19 protein-coding genes and 1 pseudogene are annotated in these 22,014 nt (G+C 43.0%); 18 read left to right on the top strand and 2 right to left on the bottom strand.

Annotation, left to right across the window (positions count from 1 at the left end; genetic code table 11):
- Nucleotides 1-449 precede the first annotated feature (449 nt).
- From G493_RS0102245 to G493_RS27450, 6 genes and pseudogenes are all read left to right on the top strand, one after another.
- Complete coding sequence (locus G493_RS0102245) at nt 450-716, top strand: RNA recognition motif domain-containing protein (protein ID WP_028579058.1); 267 nt, start codon at nt 450-452, stop codon at nt 714-716.
- 250 nt (nt 717-966) lie between these two features.
- Nucleotides 967-1,167: a cold-shock protein gene (locus G493_RS0102250; protein ID WP_028579059.1), complete on the top strand. Its 201-nt coding sequence runs from the start codon at nt 967-969 to the stop codon at nt 1,165-1,167.
- 360 nt (nt 1,168-1,527) lie between these two features.
- Nucleotides 1,528-1,809 (top strand): annotated as a pseudogene (locus G493_RS27440) (HAD family hydrolase); the annotation flags it as partial.
- A 580-nt stretch (nt 1,810-2,389) separates the two neighbouring features.
- The gene (locus G493_RS0102265) at nt 2,390-2,806 is read left to right on the top strand and encodes a secondary thiamine-phosphate synthase enzyme YjbQ (protein WP_028579061.1); all 417 of its coding nucleotides are present in this window, start codon (nt 2,390-2,392) and stop codon (nt 2,804-2,806) included.
- A 2-nt stretch (nt 2,807-2,808) separates the two neighbouring features.
- The gene (locus G493_RS27445; RefSeq protein WP_161629781.1) at nt 2,809-4,668 is read left to right on the top strand and encodes a thioredoxin domain-containing protein; all 1,860 of its coding nucleotides are present in this window, start codon (nt 2,809-2,811) and stop codon (nt 4,666-4,668) included.
- Nucleotides 4,669-4,679: 11 nt separating this feature from the next.
- Nucleotides 4,680-5,552, top strand: coding sequence for an ion transporter (locus G493_RS27450; RefSeq protein WP_051308951.1), 873 nt, complete (start codon nt 4,680-4,682; stop codon nt 5,550-5,552).
- Here G493_RS27450 and tviB read toward each other — a convergent pair.
- Together tviB and queD are read right to left on the bottom strand one after the other, a co-directional pair.
- Entirely contained in the window at nt 5,544-6,833 is a 1,290-nt protein-coding gene (gene tviB / locus G493_RS0102280) for a Vi polysaccharide biosynthesis UDP-N-acetylglucosamine C-6 dehydrogenase TviB (protein ID WP_028579062.1), read from the bottom strand. The two genes, G493_RS27450 and tviB, sit on opposite strands and share 9 nt — an antisense overlap.
- 52 nt (nt 6,834-6,885) lie before the next feature.
- Complete coding sequence (queD, locus tag G493_RS0102285) at nt 6,886-7,275, bottom strand: 6-carboxytetrahydropterin synthase QueD (RefSeq protein WP_028579063.1); 390 nt, start codon at nt 7,273-7,275, stop codon at nt 6,886-6,888.
- A 482-nt stretch (nt 7,276-7,757) separates the two neighbouring features.
- Here queD and G493_RS27455 point away from each other — a divergent pair, with 482 nt between their 5' ends.
- The 12 genes from G493_RS27455 (at nt 7,758) to G493_RS0102350 (ending at nt 21,997) form a co-directional block, all read left to right on the top strand.
- Nucleotides 7,758-8,504, top strand: coding sequence for a tRNA1(Val) (adenine(37)-N6)-methyltransferase (locus G493_RS27455; RefSeq protein ID WP_051308952.1), 747 nt, complete (start codon nt 7,758-7,760; stop codon nt 8,502-8,504).
- A 3-nt stretch (nt 8,505-8,507) separates the two neighbouring features.
- The gene (locus tag G493_RS0102295; protein ID WP_028579064.1) at nt 8,508-10,043 is read left to right on the top strand and encodes a YifB family Mg chelatase-like AAA ATPase; all 1,536 of its coding nucleotides are present in this window, start codon (nt 8,508-8,510) and stop codon (nt 10,041-10,043) included.
- A gap of 131 nt (nt 10,044-10,174) precedes the next feature.
- Nucleotides 10,175-12,799 carry a response regulator gene (locus G493_RS0102300; protein WP_153306412.1) on the top strand — a complete coding sequence of 875 codons (2,625 nt, stop codon included), beginning with the start codon at nt 10,175-10,177 and terminating at the stop codon, nt 12,797-12,799.
- Nucleotides 12,800-12,803: 4 nt separating this feature from the next.
- Entirely contained in the window at nt 12,804-14,534 is a 1,731-nt protein-coding gene (locus tag G493_RS0102305; RefSeq protein ID WP_028579066.1) for a hypothetical protein, read from the top strand.
- Between the two features lie 195 nt (nt 14,535-14,729).
- Entirely contained in the window at nt 14,730-15,107 is a 378-nt protein-coding gene (locus G493_RS27460; protein ID WP_035273363.1) for a hypothetical protein, read from the top strand.
- 10 nt (nt 15,108-15,117) lie between these two features.
- The gene (locus G493_RS0102315; protein ID WP_035273263.1) at nt 15,118-15,396 is read left to right on the top strand and encodes an HPr family phosphocarrier protein; all 279 of its coding nucleotides are present in this window, start codon (nt 15,118-15,120) and stop codon (nt 15,394-15,396) included.
- 11 nt (nt 15,397-15,407) lie between these two features.
- Nucleotides 15,408-17,183, top strand: a complete 1,776-nt coding sequence (ptsP, locus tag G493_RS27465; protein WP_035273266.1) for a phosphoenolpyruvate--protein phosphotransferase — start codon at nt 15,408-15,410, stop codon at nt 17,181-17,183.
- A complete protein-coding gene (thiL, locus tag G493_RS0102325) occupies nt 17,180-18,181 on the top strand; it encodes a thiamine-phosphate kinase (RefSeq protein ID WP_051308953.1) in 1,002 nt (333 codons plus the stop codon). Before ptsP ends, thiL begins: the two co-directional genes overlap by 4 nt.
- An 802-nt stretch (nt 18,182-18,983) precedes the next feature.
- Nucleotides 18,984-19,697: a FadR/GntR family transcriptional regulator gene (locus G493_RS0102335; RefSeq protein ID WP_232363699.1), complete on the top strand. Its 714-nt coding sequence runs from the start codon at nt 18,984-18,986 to the stop codon at nt 19,695-19,697.
- Between the two features lie 142 nt (nt 19,698-19,839).
- Nucleotides 19,840-20,283, top strand: coding sequence for a PilZ domain-containing protein (locus G493_RS0102340; RefSeq protein ID WP_028579070.1), 444 nt, complete (start codon nt 19,840-19,842; stop codon nt 20,281-20,283).
- Between the two features lie 142 nt (nt 20,284-20,425).
- Nucleotides 20,426-21,214, top strand: a complete 789-nt coding sequence (locus G493_RS0102345; RefSeq protein ID WP_028579071.1) for an MlaE family ABC transporter permease — start codon at nt 20,426-20,428, stop codon at nt 21,212-21,214.
- Nucleotides 21,215-21,232: 18 nt separating this feature from the next.
- Nucleotides 21,233-21,997, top strand: coding sequence for an ABC transporter ATP-binding protein (locus G493_RS0102350; protein WP_028579072.1), 765 nt, complete (start codon nt 21,233-21,235; stop codon nt 21,995-21,997).
- Nucleotides 21,998-22,014: the final 17 nt, after the last annotated feature.

The following is a 22,014-nucleotide window of genomic DNA, read 5'->3' on the forward strand; positions in this document are numbered from 1 at the left end:
GTGTGTTAGTTTAGTGTCTTTCCATACATGGGGATGTATAACCGAAGAAGCCTTGGATTCATTACGTGTAGTGAGTATAAAGTTCGTTAACCTGGATGACGAAATCTTGGATACAGTTTAGATGAAGTTGTCCATGGAGAATAGTAAACAATAATTACAGATTTCATACCTGACAAAAGCTACGCTTTTTATGAGAAATGATTACGTATAGTTACATGGTTCTGTAATAAGGGCAATAAATGAGTATAGAAGAATGGGCATTATACAAAGCCATTTTTTTTTTATGGATTTAGGTTTAATTTCGTTGCGTGGCTAAAAAAAAAAGAGTATAAGGATCTATAGGTTTGGGTCAGTAATTTTCTTTTTCGCGCCGCTATCATTGGCAAATCCAGTCTCTTCTCGGTGCCTTTAAAGTTTCTGCTGATTATTTTTTATCCAGGAGAAACGGCATGAAACTTTTTATAGGCAAGCTTCCTTACGATATAACAGAAAGCGAATTGACAGAGTTGTTTGAGCAATATGGAAATGTTATCAATACAAATCTTGTCACAGACCATTTCACAGGTCGAAGCAAAGGGTTCGCTTTTGTGGAAATGTCAACAAGAGGAGAAGGGCATAAGGCTATGGAAAATCTCAATGGAATGAAATACAAGTATAAAAGCCTTATCTGTAATGAAGCGAAGCCTGTGAAAAAGAAAAAAACTCGCAGCTGGTAAAAATATACTTGAAACATATCAGTTTTAAGACGTAGAATAATGATATTATATTCCCTGTTATTTTTACGCTAGTTTTTAACTACAATACCTACATAGACGCTCAAATAAGAATACTAAATAATATTTCTATTTCAGCATTAGCGTCATACATAGATTAACCGTAGACCATATACAGGTCTACACCGTGGAAAAAAAATCCACATTTTATAACGGTTTCAGTAATGAAACCATGCACACAGGAGTATTGCAAATGGCCGAAGGAACAGTAAAATGGTTTAATGATTCCAAGGGATTCGGATTTATTGAACAAGACGCTGGAAAAGATGTTTTTGTACATCATTCAGCGATTCAAGCGCAAGGCTTTAAAAGCTTGCAGGAGGGACAACGTGTTACTTTTGATATTGTAGACGGTCCCAAAGGGCCTGCTGCAGCGAATGTTGTTGCTCAGTAAATAGAAGTACACCCATCACCTGTAACTTTTTTGTTACAGGTGATGTTTTTTCTGCTTTCCAAAATCGTCTCCCTCCTACACATCGACTAATATTTCTCCAAGCTTAGTCGTTATTCTTTTTTTTCTCACCTCACATAATTGTTCACAGGGCATGGATATTACCACGATATCCTGGGCTACGTATGTCCAATATGCTGCGCCAGCCTGTTGGTAAAAATCCCACTTCCAGAAAACTTGCAAAGTATGAACATTTGTAAGGGCAAAAGTAGTAGTAAAAACAACGTGATTGATATAGGGTTTTGACAAATACCGAAGAGTATTCGGTGGTGAGTGAGATGAAGAAGATACACTTCAAGCAATTATAAACGTGCAAAAGAAAATTTGCAGAATGCCGGTATATTACATTTTTTCAGCCATATAATTGGAGGAGATCAGCTTGTGCGAGGCAAGCCAGATCCAGAAATTTATTTAAAAGCGGCGTCATCGCTATCATCTGATCTTTCAAAGTGTCTTGCACTCGAAAATTCAGCAAATGGGGTTAAATCTGCAATTGCAACAGGCATGACAGTTGTTCAAATTCCTGACGTGGTCTTTCCTGATGAAAAACTACTTAAACTTGATCATATTGTTGACCAAGCTTGACAGATTTATTGGAATTCAAATTTTAACTATAACAGTGAGGTTTGATTCACCATGACTCGGATTCAAAATGATGATACTCGATATTTCATTGAAATAGATTTGAAATCACTAAAAATAATTACATGCGGCTTCGATCAAAAACAAAATTTAGACAGAGGTCACCAAAACAACCTTGAGACACACCGTTTGTTTCTTACCAAAGGTCAGTATAACAAATTTGTCAGCCGTTGCGCTACGGAGCTTCAGCCTGTCCTAGAAAAGTAATGAAGGTTTGATTCACGGACTGACTCCTAGGAGATATATAGATGAGCAAACATACTATCACTTTTCGTAAGTGTAACAGGTAGGTAACTGCTTACAGTACACTGTGTGCAGTTACGGTTATCCATGAAAGAGATAGGACGACAGTTAAGAGAGGGAAGTTGCCTCTATCTTAGGCTGCCTCACTCTTGTTGTTATTGTCGGCCGAATTTAGGCTATTTATTTTTTGCTGCCAAGTCTGACACCTTTTTATCTATACAATGACATCAGGCAGGTGAATAAATAACGTTTACTCGATAACTGATAAGGAAAATGAAAAATGAAAAGCTTTCGTAAAGAACTCTGGTTTGAAGTGCCTTCTCGGCGCGGGTTTATCAATATCACCCCAAAGGTGGAGGAATGTTTGCAGGAAAGCGGGATTCAAGAAGGATTAGTCCTTTGCAACGCAATGCATATAACGGCCTCTGTTTTTATCAATGACGATGAGTCAGGTCTGCATCATGACTACGAAGTATGGTTGGAAAAACTCGCTCCCCATGAACCGGTTAACCAATACCGTCACAATGGCTATGAAGATAACGCCGACGCTCATATGAAAAGGCAAATTATGGGGAGGGAAGTGATTGTTGCAGTTACAGAAGGTAGGTTGGACTTTGGGACCTGGGAACAGATTTTTTATGGAGAATTTGATGGTCGCAGGAAAAAAAGGGTACTGGTAAAAATCATTGGAGAATGAATGTGACCGAATTACAAAATCGTCTGCGTGATGAGTTAAGTCCATATTTACAGCAACATTCAGGTAATCCTGTGCATTGGTTTCCCTGGTGTGAGGAAGCTTTGGAAAAGGCCAGGGCGGAAGATAAACCAATATTTCTTTCCATTGGTTACTCTACATGTCATTGGTGCCATGTGATGGCTAGGGAAGTGTTCACCAATAAAGAAGCCGCAGACAAGCTTAACCAATGGTTTGTCAGCGTCAAGGTTGACCGTGAAGAACGACCTGATATTGATCAGTTATATATGTCAGCAACAATGGCCATGACTGGTTCTGGGGGCTGGCCACTGTCTCTCTTTCTCTTCCCTGACGGCCAGCCTTTTTTTTGTGCTACCTATATTCCCCTTAACTCAAATTTGCATAGTATTGGTTTTCTGGATGTTCTGGAAGCTATTCACGAGTCATGGCTTAAAAATAGAGACGAGTTAACTGACACTGCAAAAAAAACTGTGCGTATTATTCGACGGGTCAGGCAATTACCCTCTGCCTTGTCTCCTGAAGAACTCGCCGGTAAATGTTTTCATATTTTGCAGAAAGCGTATGACAGGAAGAGGGGAGGTTTTGGTCCTGCACCGAAATTTCCACGCCCCTCTGTTTTTGATTTCTTAATGAATTATGCTGCAGTTTCGGGTGATTCAACCGCACAATCCATGGTCACTAAAACGCTGACGGCAATGGCAGAAGGTGGCATTTACGATCAACTTGCAGGTGGTTTTCACAGGTATTCGGTGGATGCTGAATGGCGCACCCCGCACTTTGAAAAAATGCTCTATGATCAGGCACAACTTATTGAAACATATTCCATGGTTTACGAGAGAACCGGTGAACCTCTATACAGCAATGTAATTCGTGAGACCATTGGCTATCTCTTCACCACCCTGAAATCTTCATGTCCACTGTTCTATAGTGCAGAAGATGCAGATAGTCCTGACCCATACCAAGAAGATGGACATGGTGAAGGATTGTATTATCTCTGGACCGAGGAAGAGATTATACAGATCCTAGGTAGGGATGTCGCCACTCTTTTCACGTACCATTATGGTATAGAATTTGACGGCAACCTCACTGTTGATCCCAGGAAAGAATTTACTGGCCGTAACATTCTTTATTGCAAACATCCTCTTGCTGATACGGCCAGGCGTCATAATCTTTCGGAAACAGAAACCATACACATGTTGACCGAGGCAAAGCAACGTTTGCTGGCAACACGCAAGATGAGAATTAGACCCCACTGTGACACCAAGATTATAACGTCCTGGAATTGCATGCTTGTCAGGGCACTCGCCAAGGCCGGGAGAGCTCTTGACAATGAAGAATATGTTCTTCAGGCTGATGCAATGCTTACTTTTCTCTGGAATAATCTGAGGAATGATGGTGCATACCAACTCTTTCGACTCTATGATGTCAGAAAAGGAAAAAAACAGGGAAAGGGTCAACTTGATGATTATGTCCACATGACATCTGCAAGTATTGCACTGTATACTATAACAAAGAAAAAACAGTATCTTGAACAGGCGGTTAACCTTACGCAGGAACAACTTGCGGTATTTTGGGATGATGGGCAGCAATGCTTTTATGACAGTGCGCCAGATACCACCCTACTTATGCGTACCTATGCTGAACAGGATGGGGCTGAACCTGCAGCTAACAGTGTCGCGGCAGATAATCTTATGCAATTAACGACATTAACACAGGATGGCAGTTATGCTCGGGTTGCAAAGAAGGTGATTTCATCGTTTGCAGGTAAAATGGAATCCTACCCGGCAGCCATGCCTCTGTTGGTTCGAGTATTACATGGGGCATCTGATACACAACAGATATGACATGATTATTTATGAGCTCTGACTTGAAAGCGAATACACGAGATAGGTGGAGAGAGCAAGTCTTTGATATTATCTTTGGTTCTGAAAGCAGAATCGGCAAGCTTTTTGACGTCCTGCTTATTCTCGCAATTATACTCAGTGTGCTCGTGGTCATGTTGGACAGTATTCGTGTAGTCAGGGAGCAATGGTTGGTACAATTGAAAATACTGGAATGGTTTTTTACGCTGCTTTTCACCATGGAGTATTTTCTTCGCCTCGTTTGTGTTGATAAGCCAGGGAGATACGCCAGTTCCTTTTTTGGAATTGTTGACTTGTTGGCTATCTTACCAACCTATTTTGCCATTTTTTTGCCAGGCTCTGCCTATATGGTGGTTATTCGCCTTGTACGCATCTTACGAGTCTTCCGTATCCTGAAGCTTGGGGCTTACGTTGGAGAAGCTGAAATACTTGTGCAATCGTTGGTTGCCAGCAGAAAGAAAATTGAAGTTTTCCTGTATGCAATACTGACCCTGGTCATTATATTCGGGTCTCTTATGTACGTCATAGAAGGAGAGGAAAACGGTTTCACATCTATTCCCCGTTCTGTATATTGGGCAATAGTTACTCTAACAACCGTTGGCTATGGAGATATTTCCCCACAGACCAATATCGGGCAGATGCTTGCATCACTGATTATGATATGCGGTTATGCCATCATTGCCGTTCCTACAGGTATTGTTACTACGGAAATGGCCCGCACTAGCGAGAAAATGCGCAGCAAGGTGATATGTGCAGGTTGCGGGGATCGTTTTCACGATCCCCATGCCAATTTCTGCAAAAATTGTGGTAAGCAGTTACACTTGGACAATAATACTATAGTATCCGAGGAAGCAACATCACAGTGAACCATCCACACACTCTTTAGGAAATGCGTGTTTGACGTCGTAAATTATAGCCCGTTCTGCTGTCAGTTCCTTGATTTGCGACGGAGTCAAGCTGCAGAATTCATTATGAGCTACGGCCAGAACCACAGCATCATAGTGTTTTTCACCCAAATCTGAGACCATATTGGTTTGGTACAGACTTATTGCTTCAGTTTGGTCGCACCATGGATCATATACTTCAACATTTGCACCGTAACTGCCGAGTTCCTCTATGATATCAATCACCCGTGTATTTCGCAAATCAGGACAATTTTCTTTAAAGGTGAGTCCAAGCATCAAAATATGCGAATCAGCTACCTGAATTTTCTTTTTCAACATGAGCTTTATAATTTCAGATGCGATATACCGTCCCATATTATCGTTCAATCGACGTCCGGCAAGGATCATTTCCGGATGATAATTGACTTCCTGCGCCTTGTGCGTCAGGTAATATGGATCAACGCCTATACAGTGCCCTCCAACTAAACCGGGCCGAAATGGCAGAAAGTTCCATTTTGTTCCGGCTGCTTCCAGTACTTCGATGGTATCGATATCCAGGCGATTAAATATGAGTGCAAGTTCATTGATGAGTGCGATATTTACATCACGTTGAGTGTTTTCGATAACTTTGGCAGCTTCTGCAACACGTATGGTACTTGCTTTAAATGTTCCGGCAGTGATTATTGCACGGTAAAGCTGGTCTATGAACTCAGCCACCTCAGGAGTTGATCCTGAGGTAACTTTTTTAATTGTTGGAAGTCGATGCTCATGGTCACCGGGATTAATTCGTTCCGGGCTGTAGCCTGCATAAAAGTCTTGATTATATATCAGGCCGGTTATCTGTTCGATTATGGGAACACAAACTTCTTCCGTGGCACCTGGGTACACTGTGGATTCAAAGATAACAATATCTCCCTTACCAAGTACCTTTCCCACGGTTTGAGATGCTTTTTCCAACGGGGTTAGATCTGGCCGTTTGTTATTGTCAATGGGTGTCGGCACAGCCACAATATAGACATTGGCATCCTGAAGCTCCTCAATGGAACATGTAAAACGGAGGTCAGGGGCCTGTCGTAATTCTTCAGTAGTTACTTCTCTGGTTGAATCATGATGATTTTCCAGTTCCTGTATTCTTGATCGCTTGAGGTCAAACCCTATGGTGGGGAATTTTTTACTGAATTCCACAGCCAGGGGTAATCCGACATAGCCAAGACCAAGTATCGCTATTTTCACTGATTCCAGTGTTAACCGAGTAGTTGTCATGAAGTTATTGTGTTGTTTTGTATTAATAGTTGTGTAACGAGAATTGTACGAATTAACGCTCGTGATCGTTGCCATATCCATAAAAAATGACACCGCTGGTATCAGTTTCCCGTACTTCTACACTGCGGAGAATATATCTGTCGGTATCAAGCGCAGGACGAAGTTGGGTAAATATGTATTCGGCAATATGCTCAGAGGAGGGATTCTGTTCTGTAAAGGCTTGATGATTGTTAAGATCACAATGATCAAGCGCATCAACCACGGCGTTGACTTTTCTCTTCAGCACTTTAAAATCAATGCCCATACCAAGTTCATCAAGCTTGTATGCCCTGACTGTTACTTTGACTTTCCAATTATGGCCATGTGGCTTTTCACAATTACCGGGGTAGTCACGGAGATGGTGCCCACCCGAAAAATGGGTTCGAATGAATATATCAAACAACTGAATATACTCCTGAAATAATAATTTTTATAAAAAATCTGCTTCGTAGGTGCAATTAATCCTCGACCAAGAGTTGCGTTTGACAAAATTTATCCAAAATCGTATGTCGTGGTACAACGTGGAGGCACTCAGCCCCTTAAGCAGACATACTTTGCAGGGAAAATTCCCTGTAAGATATACCCTGAAGACTTGACAGCAGCCTTGAATAATAGTTCGCAATAATGGTACATTCTACCTGGAATATCTATCATCGTACATGTATTTTCACATTTAAAATGTACCACGATACGAATTGACATCCTTGCGGAACCAGGATGTCCAAGTTCCGGTGTTCGCGTGAACACGGCTTAAACTGGATGCGGGTTGGTGTAAACTTGCCAAGAGATACTGTATATCCGCTTTTTCTGTAAGCCATCAACGCCGGATGTCCATCATTTTACAGGAAATACATACAATATTAACCATCCTGCAACGAAAAGTCTGTGTCAAAAACCACCTGCGATAGCTTATTTAACGGCGACCTGCTGTGTCACCAACATACAGATGGATATCGATTTTCCATCGATGCCGTCCTTCTTGGACACTACGTCACTACGACATACTGCAAGGGGAGAATACTTGATCTCTGCTGTGGATGCGGCATTATAGGATTGATTCTTGCCTATCGATGTACAGATGTTTCCATAACAGGCATGGAACTTCAGGTGAAATTGGCAGGACTCGCGCTAAAAAACAGCGTAGATAATGGGCTGAATGACCGTGTTACAATTATTCAGGGAGATTTAAAGAATATCTCCGGTTACCTGGATCCGGAAAGCATACAGGCAGTGGTTTGCAATCCTCCTTATGGAAAACAGCAGGCTGGAAGAATCAATTATTCTTCGGAAGCCGCCATAGCACGCCATGAAATATCTGCCACATTGGAGGATTGCGTGCAGGCTGCATCATTTGCCGTTCAAAATCGTGGCAGAGTAATGTTTATATACCCATCGTCCCAATTACCCTTTCTGATTCAAGTTCTTTATTCAAAAAAATTAGTGCCTAAGCAAATTCAGCCGATATACAGCTATCCTGAAGCCTCTGAGGCTAAACTTGTTATTGTTGATTGTGTAAAAAATGGTGGTGAACAATGTGCACTTTTACCTCCTCTCTATATATATTGCTGTAAAAATGGGCCTTATTCCCCAGAGGTGGCGGCAATGTACATACAATCAGAGAAGAGGGGATAACCCATGTTGGCGAAGGTACTAAGTGGCGCCGTTATAGGAGTTGACGGCCTGATGGTCGAGGTAGAAGTTGATCTTGCAAAAGGATTACCTGCATTTTCCACTGTCGGTCTTGCAGAGGGAGCCGTACGTGAGGCAAAAGACCGGGTTAAGGCAGCAATTAAAAACGGTGGGTATGCCTTTCCTGTAGGAAAAATCACTGTAAACCTCGCACCTGCCTCTGTCCGTAAAGAGGGGGCGGGTTATGACCTCCCCATTGCACTTGGAATCCTTGCTGCTGCAGGTCTCGTTGATGGTGAGAAGCTTTCCTCCGGATCAATTTTGGTAATAGGAGAACTCTCTCTTGATGGTACGGTAAAGCCCGTCCGCGGAATCCTGTCCATGACAATGGCAGCGGCAAAAAAGGGTATTAGACGTGTACTTGTACCTCTTGAAAATGCCAGTGAAGCAGCAGTTATTCCGAACGTAAAAGTTATGGGAGTTGAACATCTGTCCCAGGCTGTGGAATACCTTTGCGGCCTGAACAACATACAGCCAACCGCGGTTGATGTGCACGAGCTTTTTCAATATCAGATTGTTCATGAAGCAGATTTCGAAGATGTAAAGGGACAGGAACATGTGAAACGAGCCCTGGAAATAGCTGCGAGCGGGGGGCACAATATTTTGATGAGTGGTCCTCCAGGCAGCGGAAAAACCATGATGGCAAGACGGTTACCGTCAATACTTCCAGATTTTACGCTGGATGAGGCTTTGGAAACATCCAAGGTGTTTTCCACTATAGGGAATTTACCTGCCGACTATCCTCTGGTTACTGAGCGCCCCTTTCGAGCTCCACACCATACCATTTCAGATGCAGGATTAATCGGAGGTGGCCAGGTTCCACGTCCCGGCGAAGTTTCTCTTGCGCACAACGGAGTATTATTTCTCGACGAACTCCTTGAATTCAAAAAACATGTACTGGAAGTATTGCGCCAGCCCCTGGAAGATGGCATCGTCTCTATTTCCAGGGCCTCCATGAGTCTCGTTTTTCCTGCCCGTTTTATGCTTGCAGCGGCCATGAATCCATGCCCCTGTGGATATATGGGCGATCCGTTTCATGAATGTAGTTGTTCCCCCGTGCAGATTCAACGATACAGAAGTCGACTTTCCGGTCCCCTCATGGACCGTATTGATATGCACATTGAAGTTCCAGCAGTGCAGGTGACCGAGTTGGCGGCATTACAACCAGGGGAGAATTCAGCTGCAATCCGTTCACGGGTTAATAGTGCAAGGTGTTTGCAAAAACAACGGTTTGCTGAAATTTCCGGTGTAAACTGCAATGCCCAGATGCGGCCCAGAGAAGTGACGAAATTCTGTAAACTCGACAGCGTTGGCACTCGTCTTCTTGAAGGGGCTGTAAAACAGCTTGGCCTTTCGGCACGGGCTCACAACAGAATCCTGAAAATTGCCAGAACCGTAGCTGATCTAGCAGGCAAAAAAAATATTGACTCCACTTCACTGGGAGAAGCTATACAATATAGAAGGATGCGATACGAAAAGTAGAAACCGGCAAAAGATGCTGCTTGAGCTACTGGCATTTTCTAAGAGCAATTTTTGCAGCATTTACTCATTAGCAGGCAAGTGCAGACTTCACTGGTTCACCGCAGCCAAATATTCGGTGGCTTGCATCTACTGTGAAATATACCCGCGAGAAATCCGGGATAGCTGAAGAGGTGGTTTTTATGGCTGGCTCAACGATGAACCGGCAAACGGCGATTTCTCCCTTTCCACTTTTTAAGCTGGTCACCATCATCGTTCTTTCCTTGATGTTGATCGCGCTGATTTTTTATACCTGTGATATTGCCGCAATTTCCATCGAGCAACGGCAGCTTAAACATCTTACCCATGACCTGGCCAATAAAATTGATACTTTTTTGTTGGACTATTTTACCGATTCGGCTACGGAACTTGCAAAATCCCAAGTGGTCATTGATGCATGTACCAATAGAACACTACCTGAAAATGAACAGTTGTTAAGCGTTTTGAATGCTTCCCGTACAGTACTTGGAGTGTCGTTTGTTTATGTCATGGATAGTAACGGCAACGTGATTGGAAGTTCAGTCGATGAAAAAGGTTTCAGTCTCGCAGGGCACAATTACGCTTTCAGACCATATTTTACCCGCTCTATGGCGGGCGCTGCGTCACAATTTCCTGCCATTGGTATCACAACAATGACTAAAGGGGTGTATTTCAGTGCACCGATATATGCTGATTCTTCAAAACTTCCTTGCGGTGCACTGGTAATAAAAACCAAACCACACAGCACAGATAATTTTTTCCATAAAATCCAAGGGACCATTGAAACTCTGCTTCTCTCTCCAGATGGTGTTGTCTTCAGTGCATCGCGACCTGACTGGATTTTTTCGCTCGCCACGCCCATAACCGATGAACAGGCCATCAGGCTGAAACAAAGCCGTCAGTTTATGGGACAGGAATTACCTGTGTTGCCATTCGACATCTCCAAGACAATTATCCATTATGATGATATCCGGGCAGTTACTGCCAGCGATAGTTTACAAATAACCGGGTGGAGGGTGGTTACCATTGGTCACACTTCTTTTCCTCTCGTTATTGCCCTGACGATCTCTTCCTTGATAGTTATTCTGCTGGGATTAGCAGTAAGCAATGTGGTGCATGCACACCGGGAGCAAACTTTACAAGAAAGAATACGCCTTGGAATGATTCACAATACAGAAGTTGAAGCAGAACGGCGAAAAACACAGCAGGAACTGGAAATTATCTTCAGTACCATTCTCGTTGGAATCGCCCTTGTCAGGGATAACCGTCTTGTTCAGGTCAACCAGAGGTTATGCGACATGCTTGGTTACAGCATGCATGAAATTGCAAAGAGCAATGTTCGTAATTTTTTTATCAGCAAGGAAGCATTCAGGCAATTTATCCGTAATCACTATCAAACATTGCCTCACTCCGTTGTAGAACAGGTAGAGTGTTATCTTCAAAAGAAAGATGGTACATTTATCCCCTGCATGATCAGTGGTAAAACACTACAGCCAACAGATCCATCCCGGGGGTCTGTCTGGGTGATTGAAGATCTGAGTAAACGTAAGGAAATAGAAAAAGCCCTTGATGCTGCCAGAGAACAGGCTGAAAGTGCTAATGTTGCTAAAAGTGCTTTTTTGGCTAACATGAGTCATGAGATCCGTACTCCCATGAATGGGATAATCGGGCTGACAAAACTGGTACGGCAAGGAGTGCAAAAAGAAGATCTTCAGAACCATTTGGATCTTATTCTTCGTGCCGCTCACCGCCTTCTTTCAATCATTAATGATATTCTTGACTTTTCCAAACTGGAAGCCGGACGCTATGAAGTGCAGTGTTCTTCATTCGATCCCAGGGAAACGATGACGGAAATACTGACTCCCTTTCAGGTACTTGCTGATGTGAAAAATATTGATCTTGTCTGGAGTGTGGACACTGCCGTGCCCGGCACCATATATACAGACCAAAACAAAATGATGCAAATCATTACCAATCTGGTGGATAATGCTATCAAATTCACCAATGAAGGAGAAGTTCGCATAGCGGTTAGCTTTCGGAAGCGTTACCCTCCATCCAGTAGGTACCTTTTTATTGAAGTAGGAGATACCGGCATTGGGATACCAAGAGAGCATTATGACTCTATTTTTCAAGCTTTTTCACAGGTAGATTCTTCATTTTCAAGGGGAACAGGGGGAAGCGGACTTGGACTTTCAATAACCAAAGGGCTGGTTCATATGCTCGGTGGGGATCTTTGGTTCGATAGTGAACAAGGACGAGGCTCACGTTTCTATTTCACATTACCCATTTCAGAACCTGACGAAAAAATAGAAGGGGAGTTTGTCACAAACAAAGAACGCGAACAGGATGACGTTCAGCAGGAAAAAGCAGGCAAGCAGATACTGGTATGTGAAGATGAATATATAAATACCGTCTTGATTTGCACATTACTTGAGGATGCAGGGTATCAGGTGTCTGTCGCCGCAAATGGGTTTGAAGCAGTGAGAAAATGGAAAAAAAAGAAATTCAACTGTATAATAATGGATATTCAGATGCCAGGAATGGACGGATTTGAGGCAGCAAGGCGCATTCGAAATATGGAGACGGACGGTGGACATACCCCCATCATCGCTATGACAGCTAACGCAACAGAGGCGGATCGTAAAGCGTGTCTGCAAGCTGGAATGGATTACTATCTGCCAAAACCAATAGATGGTCAGGAAGTTTTGGATCTCATTCAACAGTGTATAAAAAAACCTTAGTAATATGAAAACATTTAGGGATGCTCCGGATTTGAAGCGTGGGATAAGCGTTTGTGTTCTTTTTATTAGCATCGGTGCGATTTGCTACTTTTTAACTACTAATTTACGTCCGGTGCCTGATCCCGCAGAACTCCTTCCACCTTCAACGGTTGCTTTACTCAAGTGGAACAATTTTGCTAAATCTTTTGAACGGTTCAAAACATCTCCTGTCGGCAAAAAGCTACTTGACAGGGATCTTGCAGATGACCTTGAATTATGTGGAATATGTCTGACATCGCAGCTGCAAATACAGAGGCTTGCTGATACTATAGAAAAAATCAGCAATCATTCGCTCTTCCCCATGTTACTCGGAAAACGAGCCTCTGTGGCGCTCCTTCCTCCTGCACATGACAATTTGGATATTTCTGAGTTTCTAGAGCAGAACCTTGTCTTCATGGCAGAAGTGAAAGGACCTTTTGCTGAGTATGCCATAAGACAGCGCCTTACCAGTTATATCACTTCCAATCCAGAGTTATTTCAAGGTATTGAGGTGAATCAGATCACCATGCGAGATGGTCAGCATGCCTATTTTGCCCTGATTGACCGAATGCTGGTAGCTGCAGGCAGTAAAAAAGTGATACAACGCTGCCTGCAGGTCTATAAGGATCGATTGATAAGGCCAAGGGTAAGTCTTATCCAGGACCACACGTATACCCGGCTCAAACAATACACTCCAGAGCAGGAGGTGTGTTTCATGTATATCAATCCTGGATTTGAAAAAAATGGCTGGCAGTTGGCGCATTTTTTGCCTAGACAGGGGGCTGGCTTTTTAGGCCCAGATACAAGGTTTTTATTCTTGCACCAAAAAAATAAAGACCGGGACCATTTTTCGTTTGTTGCTGCAGGCATTCCTCAAGAAGCTGACACACTATTCAAGAAATATTTTGCGGCAACCCCGAAAGTTCATCAGCATCTTAGCATGATAGATGCAAATGCGTCTGCTTATTTATGGACAAACTGGTTTGATCTGCAAAGTCTCTGGCAAGGGTTGTCTGAGACATCTGAAATGCAGACGGCAGCCATCCTGTTTTATGTTAACAATATAGTCCAGGACCATACTGGTTTAGACATGGAAACGTTAACAGGAATGTTTGGTGATGAATTGGGATTGTTAATAACTGATTTTCCGTCAACTGACTTTGCAACCGTTCCCATGATTTGCCTGCAGATCAAAATAAAGGACTCTCATGCAGTTCGCCGACTTCTCAGAAAGATGCTTGTAAATGTCCCCTCGCGTTCTGTTGTCGTTGAAGGAGTCCCCGGTACGTCTCTTGTACTGGCTAATGGATTGATTGAACCGACGTATCTTTTCTACGAAGATTACCTGGTTATTGCCGATAGTGCTGAACTTATTCGGCATTGGGTAGGTACACAGAAGAAAAAGATGGTGGCGAGTACAGAGTTCAAGATGGTTGAAAACGGTCTTCTCTCTACTAACAATTTTCTTTCCTATGCACGAATTGACAAGGTAAACAATGGACTGGAAAAAATGTTGCAATGGACATTGTACAGCCTGAATCAGGCAGAATGGATTACCTTGCAACAAGCTGCTTTTATTCAGGATGAAGTTGTAAAAACACTCTTTGAAAGCCTGCAGGCCGTACGTAGCCAGGGTATTCGAGTGGTAATGAAAGATGATGTTTTACTTGGTGAACTCAATTTATACTCACCGCAGACCATACGAAATACAAAATAATAGAACTCTAGTCTGGTGCAAAATTTCTATTTGTGAAAAGGCACCTGCTGAGAAAAGAATGATAAAATAATGACATGCCAGTTACTGATACTGTTTGACCATATACAGACTTGCTTAAATTGTATTTGAATGGTAGGTGAACGGTTTTATTTTTTCTTTGCTGATTTTTACCTTTATGCATTACACGTAAAAAATATGGATAATATTGTTGAAGAGTTACAAAAAGTTCTGCCATTGAAACCTGTGACTACTGTAGGTGATGTAGTTGTTGTCGCTGGCAAAGATCCCGAATTTATCACCTATGCGATGATTTTGGCCATTGAGCGTGATACGACGCGTAAAAATGAATGGTGGCATGTTACAATGCAATTATTGGGTATTCCTTTGCAGAAAGTTACCTGGACATTACGAACGCCTCAATTCACAGGGGAGGAAACTTTCACCATGGGCGGTAAGGCACGCTTTATCCAGGCTTTGCAGTTTGATTTTGATATACCCCCTGAAGGTCCAAAGCCTGAAATTCCCCAGGGAGAAAGTAAAAAATCTCCCGTTGCACTTCGCATAGTTAAGTAACACTATAATAATGGAGACTCATAGAACGATTCTGGTAGCCAATCAGCAGGGTGTGCATGGTCGTGTTGCCACCATGCTTGCCAAAATTGCAGTAGCCTATGACGGCGAAGTTTTACTGCAATATAAAAATGAAATCGTTTCCTGCTGCTCTATTCTAGATGTCCTCAGTCTCGGACTTACACAGGGAAGTGAGATTAAGGTTACCGCCCACGGAGAAAAAGCCGAGGAAACACTGGACAAAATCAGTCAAATTCTGACCAGTGCAACTGACCCACAACCAGACAACTAATCTGTTTATTCGTGCATACTCAACCTTCAAAAATCATTCAAGGAATCGGGGTTTCTCCTGGGATCATCATCGGGAAAGTGGTGGTCATTAAACGTCAAACATGTCGTCCAGGGTGGTATCAATTACCGCCTGAACAAATTCAGCAGGAAGTACAACGCTTTAAAGATGCTGTTGGGGGCGCGGAGCAGGAACTCCTTTCACTGCGCAAATATTTTACCGACGATCTGGCTGATGCGTTATCGATTATTGATTCCCATGTGCTGATTTTAAAAGACAGGATGATTGTTGAACAGACCATTCAAATAATTGAACAAAATAATGTCAATGCCGAGTGGGCCCTGGCGCAGTCCCTGAGTCAAATCCAGGCAAAATTTGATAAAATACCAGATCCTTACATCAAAGATCGGTACTCTGATGTCAAACACGTAGCTGATCGTATATACGGATTGCTTTTTGGCCAGGATCCCTATCAGCTTATACAGGGAGATGAACCCGTCGTTGTTGTTGCCAATGATGTCTCTCCTGAAGACACTATTCGCCTGCATAAAGAAAATATTCTGGCATTCTTGGCGGAAAAAGGAGGACAAACTTCCCATACCGCTATTATTGCACGCTCCCTTAACCTCCCTGCTGTTGTTGGTCTGGAATACATAACCGGAGTACTTCAGACGGGTGACGAGGTCATTCTTAACGGAACTACCGGAGAAGTGGTTGTTCGGCCAACAGCTGAACAAAAAGAACAATATCAAGAATATAGTCTGCATAACCGGGTGCGGGATGAAGAACTGGCCTATTACACACACCTGAATTCAGAAACCATTGACGGGTATACCGTTCGACTTTCTGCCAATATAGAAGTTACCGAGGAATTACCGAATGTCCTCCAGAACGGAGCTGAAGGGATAGGTCTTTTTCGAAGTGAATTTGACTACTTCCATGGGGTGAGTCACCCTTGTGAAGAACAGTTATATGCAACCTACAAGGAGCTTCTGGCAACCATGGCTCCCCATCCAGTCACAGTCAGGACACTGGATGTCGGTGGCGATAAATTAATGCATTATCTATCCCAAAATTATTCACACATGGACGATGAACGTAATCCGGCGTTAGGGCTGCGATCAATCCGTTTCTCCCTCTATGAATCCCAGCTGTTTGCCACCCAATTACGATCATTGCTACGTGCCTCTGTCCATGGACGATTGCGAATATTGCTGCCACTTGTTTCTTCGTTGAATGAACTCTATCAGACAAAGGCTATTTTACGCAATATCATGAGCGATCTGGAGCAGGAAGGCGCGTCGTTTACCCCAAAGGTTGAGCTCGGAATCATGGTAGAAGTTCCCAGCGCAGTCATTCTGGCAGATGTATTTGCCAAGGAAGTTGATTTTTTTGGAATAGGTACAAACGACCTCATTCAATATTCTCTGGCTATTGACCGTAACAACCAATTTGTCGCCCACATGTACGACCCATTCCATCCAGCTGTCCTTCGCATGATTAAACATACAGTTGATGCCGGACATGCACAGGGAATCCCAGTCTCCGTTTGTGGTGAAATGGCAGGTGATCTTCTCTGCGCGCCGGTTCTTCTTGGATTAGGGGTTGATGAATTGTCTATGCGGCCTCCAGTTCTTCCCCATGTAAAACGTCTCCTACGACATTCCAGATACGACCAGCTCCATGAACTCGCTCAAGATGTACTGCTCTGCGTGGATGGACGACAAGCCCGTGAATTTCTAGCATCTTACTTTAGTCAATATTACCCTCGGGAGATTAGGTCATCTTGAACGAACGTGAAATTATTGAATGTATAACAAAGCATAGTTCCACCGAATGTTCCGATCTTATCCAGTCAATAGGTGATGACTGTGCAGTGGTAAAAAAGGACGAAGAAAATGTCTGGCTTTTAACCATGGATACCTTGGTTGAAAGCGTTCATTTTAATCTCGCATGGCATCCTCCCGAATTACTCGGCCGAAAAACTATTTCCGTAAATGCCAGTGATATTGCATCAATGGGTGGTACGCCACGGTTTGCGCTTTTGAGTTTGGGAGCACCTAAGCCCGTAGATGACGAATGGATACACGCCTTCAGTAGAGGTATTGAGACGGCCAGCAGAGACTATGGATGCTTTGTTATTGGGGGGGACACAGTATACAGTCCGTATGGATATTCAATTTCCCTCTCATTAATAGGGGAAGCCCCTGCAACAAAAGTACGTTATCGGCATGGTGCGAAGCCAGGCGACCAGATATGGGTGAGCGGATACCTTGGAGAGGCCGCCGCAGGCCTTGAGCTATATCAGCAAAACAGGGTATCTATGGAGCACTATTCAGAGCTGTATGCAGCCCACCTAGACCCTGTTGCCAGGGTGGAGTTAGGAAAAGCAATGGCCGGCCTGAAGCAGGTCCATAGTATGATGGACCTCTCCGACGGTATCGCAACAGACCTGGCTCATCTCTGCAAACGTTCGACAGTAGGGGCAAGGCTTGAACGACAACGTCTGCCTATTAGCACTGCGACTTTACTTGCTTGTGAAGAATTGAGCCTATCTCCGGTGTCTCTGGCTGTTAGAGGAGGTGAAGATTTTGAGCTATTATTTACAGCATCAACTGCAGCTGAACAAAATATACGAGATATTGGTCACAGGCTTAATATTCACCTGTCCGTGGTTGGTGAAATTATAGAAGGTGAAAACGTTGTATTACATGATCTGAATGTAGATGGATCACAACACTTCGAAATACTCAGTTATCAGGGATTTGATCACTTCAGAGATGAGTAAGGTATATGCTTCGTTGATTTTTTTCACATCCGGGTAACATTTGTTCATTTTTTTAAGGAATCGAACCAGGGAGAAAAGGCATCTTCCCGTCATCTTTTGAGCTGTAGTCTACCTTGTGCATTTTATACATAAAATTCCCGTTCGAAAGCAGGTCAACCAAGTCTCTTTTCAGCTGCATTTTTTTCATTCTCACACCATCATTACATAAATTTTTGAAAAATTAAGAATATCTCAGTTCATTGTTTTGCATCTGATCTGATAGTGCAGATGCTTCCAACGCCATGGGATACCATGGGGGCGTCTCCAAACCTCATCTTTTCTATATATTCGGTATCTTTAAATGATAAATACTCGCAATATTAGCCATATAACTGCGCTTGATTTCCTGAAAAAGCCTTATCTGAGAAAAAATTGCAATTCTCCGACAGACTCCTAGCCCCTGTTAATAAGTGACTATTGGTCTGTCCAATTATTCAACACACCTATTTTATGCGGATTAAAGGGTAACAAAGGAGGCGTCAGCCGACGTTATTCCAGCTCGCATTTTGATATCTATCTGAAAACGCGTGGAATAAAAAAAGTGGTATTACCAATACAAAATTGGTATAATGATTGACAAGCCAATTGTCCCAAAGGATGTTTATTCTGCAACGATGACTCGAAATATACTTTTTGCATGTTATGTTTTGTGTCGCTGACTGTTACTGCAGGGGACTTCCGGCGAGTGACATAAATACAGAATGGTGGCCAGCCATCATTTCTGATACAACGCCATACGCGTATTTGGAGCATAGGAAGTATCGTGATAGACAATTCTGTTAGTTTGAAACCAATAAAACCAAAGCGAATATCGGATCAGGTTTATGAGCAATTGCGCGAACTCATCTTTCGTGGTGAGATTCGTCCGGGACAACAGCTTCTGCCCGAACGTGACCTTGCTGAACATCTAGAAGTCAGCCGAACCACTGTCCGAAATGCGATTAACAAGCTTGTTATTCTGGGACTCCTTGAGCAAAAGCAAGGGCAGGGGACTTTTGTAACCACCCCTGATGCAGGTAAAAGTAATCCACTTGCCACAATGCTCGCTGTGGACGATATTACTTTCAGCGACCTCCTTGAAGTCAGGTTGGGGCTGGAATGTAATGCTGCCAGGATGGCTGCGCTCCGCGCTACTCCCCAGGATATCATCAGTATGGAAAAGAGCCTCCACGAGATGGATGAAGGTATAAGTACCGGAGATTTAGGTAATGCGGCTGACGCTGCTTTTCATATGTCTGTAGCTTTTGCCACTAAAAACCCAGTACAAATTCATCTTATGAGAAATTTTTATGATTTACTTTTTTTAGGAATCAAAAAAAATCTCAGTCATTTGTACGACCATCCTGAAACCATAAACACCGTACAGACAACACACATGGATATTTATCAGGCTATTGCGCAAAAGAAACCAGATGATGCAGAACGCGCAATGCGGCAACACATTGTTTTCGTACAGGAGTGGTTCCGCAACAGATAGTAATCTTTTGTAAAATACTATTTATACTACACAAAAGAGAGCTCCTCAAAAAAAAAATTGTTGTGCTCTCTTTTTTCATCTATTGCTGTTATGATATATTGTTATAAACGTATCGTCAGTTCCAACGCTTGGGCAATGTATTATGACATCATTTTTTCCACCCAGACTTCACCCTGAAAAGCGCCGCTATTCCAGAGTAGTATTTACCAGGACCGTCCGTCTTTTTGACGGAGACGTCAAACTTGGCGAGTATGCTGTCCGTAATCTCAGCATCGGCGGTCTCTATCTCGAAGGTGCCTCCACTGTACAACTGGGTCAGACTTTACGAATAGAACTCCACGAAACAGGTCACTCATCCAGTCTTATACTGAATTTTTATGGGCGTGCTACTCGGCGTGGTAAAACCGGTGTTGGCATGGAATTTGTAGAGATGGAAGACGATAGTTTCATGTTTCTCCAGACAATGGTCCTCTATGCTTCAGATGATCCCATAGGTGTTGCCGAGGACTTTCTTGAAGATTTTGCTCAGGTTACGCAAGAAAACTCGAAAGATCTCCCGCAAAACAATATTGGCAAATCCAAGTGAAGACTGTGAAAAACTTGATCGCCCGCTAATAAAAACAGGCTTGATTGAATTTTCGTCTATCCTTTGTCTGGAAATTTGTTGTATACTAATAAGTTATCTTTAGTATAACCTGACCAACATTCCTATTTAACTGCCTTCTATTATGTGTAATTTTTTTGGATCACTTGGCAACAGATGTATATACGTATTATGCGACCTGGGCCGGATGGGCATTTTTCTTTTTTACTCCCTTACCGGAATATTCAAACGACCCTTTCGTGGTCAGGAGTTGTTGAAACAGCTTCGATTTATCGGCGCAGGTTCGCTGACAGTAATCTTTTTTACTGCACTGTCTTCAGGTATGGTTTTAGGGCTCCAGGGTTACTATTCCCTGAGTAAATTTGGTGCAGAAGGTATGCTGGGTTCAGCAGTTTCCCTGACACTGATCATGGAACTTGGCCCTGTGCTTACTGCCCTTATGGTAACAGGAAGAGCGGGCTCGGCGATGTGTGCCGAACTTGGTATCATGCGCATTTCAGAACAAGTGGATGCGCTTGAATGTATGGCAATAGATCCCTTTCGCTTTCTTATTTCTCCTAAAGTTCTTGCAACTATCATTGCCCTTCCTCTGTTAACAGCTATATTCGATGTCGTTGGCATATGGGGTGGATATCTTGCAGGGGTAAAGCTCATGGGGGTAAACGGCGGCGCTTATTTTTCCGGAATGGTAAGAAGCGTAACTGACCATGATATTAATCTTGGAATGACGAAATCTTTTGTTTTCGCTTTACTGGTGGCCTGGGTTTGCTGTGGGAGAGGCTATTTCGTCCAACAGATTCGAGGAGCAGGCTTTGGTGCAGAAAGCGTCAGTAAGGTAACAACACAGGCTGTTGTTATCTCTTCTATTTCAGTCCTCATTTTTGACTATCTCCTAACGGCAGTCCTACTGTAAATCCAAAGAGCCAATACCATGGATACCCAATCTGAAACTGTTATAGAATTTTCCCAAGTGGTGAAAACGTTTGGCCAGTGGGAAAAACAACATACCGTACTCGATCACGCGACATTTGGCATTCCCACCGGCAAAACAACGGTAATAGCAGGTGGAAGCGGACAGGGAAAGAGTGTAATTCTCAAACTTATTCTGGGCTTGCTGCAACCGGACAGTGGCAGCATTCATGTCGGAAACAAAGACATCACACAACTCAGTTATCAGGAACTGCAACAAGTTCGCATGTCATTTGGGGTGCTGTTTCAGGGAGCTGCACTCTTTGACTCTCTAACTGTTTTTGAAAATATTGCCCTCCCATTGAAAGAACGAACGAAATTGTCAACAGTTCAAATAAAGGAAAAAGTCTTGGCAACCCTGGATCAACTTGAACTCAACGGACATGAAGACAAGTTTCCAGCGCAACTCAGTGGCGGGATGAAGAAAAGAGTCGGTTTGGCCAGAGCATTACAATTAGACCCTGATATAGTTTTATTTGACGAGCCAACCACAGGCCTTGACCCTGTCATGACGCAGGAGATCTATGAACTTTTCAGTTCTACACATAAGCGTCTCGGGTATACTGCCGTTATTGTCAGTCACGACATCCCAAAGGTGTTTGATCTAGCAGATCAAATAATTCTACTGAACAAGGGAGAAATAGATATATTTCAGGATCCTGGTGATATCGTGCACTCGCAAAAAAACGCAATTCGTGAATTTGCACAAAAAACACTGGGGCTGTAATTTTCAGATGAGGGATC

The sequence above is a fragment of the Desulfogranum japonicum DSM 18378 genome, assembly GCF_000429945.1.
Lineage (GTDB): Bacteria > Desulfobacterota > Desulfobulbia > Desulfobulbales > Desulfobulbaceae > Desulfogranum > Desulfogranum japonicum.

Excerpts from the sequence above, each read along its gene's own strand:
- G493_RS0102245 (WP_028579058.1), top strand. The coding sequence starts at position 450 with ATGAAACTTTTTATAGGCAAGCTTCCTTACGATATAACAGAAAGCGAA.
- G493_RS0102250 (WP_028579059.1), top strand. The coding sequence starts at position 967 with ATGGCCGAAGGAACAGTAAAATGGTTTAATGATTCCAAGGGATTCGGA.
- G493_RS0102265 (WP_028579061.1), top strand. The coding sequence starts at position 2,390 with ATGAAAAGCTTTCGTAAAGAACTCTGGTTTGAAGTGCCTTCTCGGCGC.
- G493_RS27450 (WP_051308951.1), top strand. The coding sequence starts at position 4,680 with ATGAGCTCTGACTTGAAAGCGAATACACGAGATAGGTGGAGAGAGCAA.
- tviB (WP_028579062.1), bottom strand. The coding sequence starts at position 6,833 with ATGACAACTACTCGGTTAACACTGGAATCAGTGAAAATAGCGATACTT.
- G493_RS0102295 (WP_028579064.1), top strand. The coding sequence starts at position 8,508 with ATGTTGGCGAAGGTACTAAGTGGCGCCGTTATAGGAGTTGACGGCCTG.
- G493_RS0102305 (WP_028579066.1), top strand. The coding sequence starts at position 12,804 with ATGAAAACATTTAGGGATGCTCCGGATTTGAAGCGTGGGATAAGCGTT.
- G493_RS27460 (WP_035273363.1), top strand. The coding sequence starts at position 14,730 with ATGGATAATATTGTTGAAGAGTTACAAAAAGTTCTGCCATTGAAACCT.
- G493_RS0102315 (WP_035273263.1), top strand. The coding sequence starts at position 15,118 with ATGGAGACTCATAGAACGATTCTGGTAGCCAATCAGCAGGGTGTGCAT.
- G493_RS0102340 (WP_028579070.1), top strand. The coding sequence starts at position 19,840 with ATGACATCATTTTTTCCACCCAGACTTCACCCTGAAAAGCGCCGCTAT.
- G493_RS0102345 (WP_028579071.1), top strand. The coding sequence starts at position 20,426 with ATGTGTAATTTTTTTGGATCACTTGGCAACAGATGTATATACGTATTA.
- G493_RS0102350 (WP_028579072.1), top strand. The coding sequence starts at position 21,233 with ATGGATACCCAATCTGAAACTGTTATAGAATTTTCCCAAGTGGTGAAA.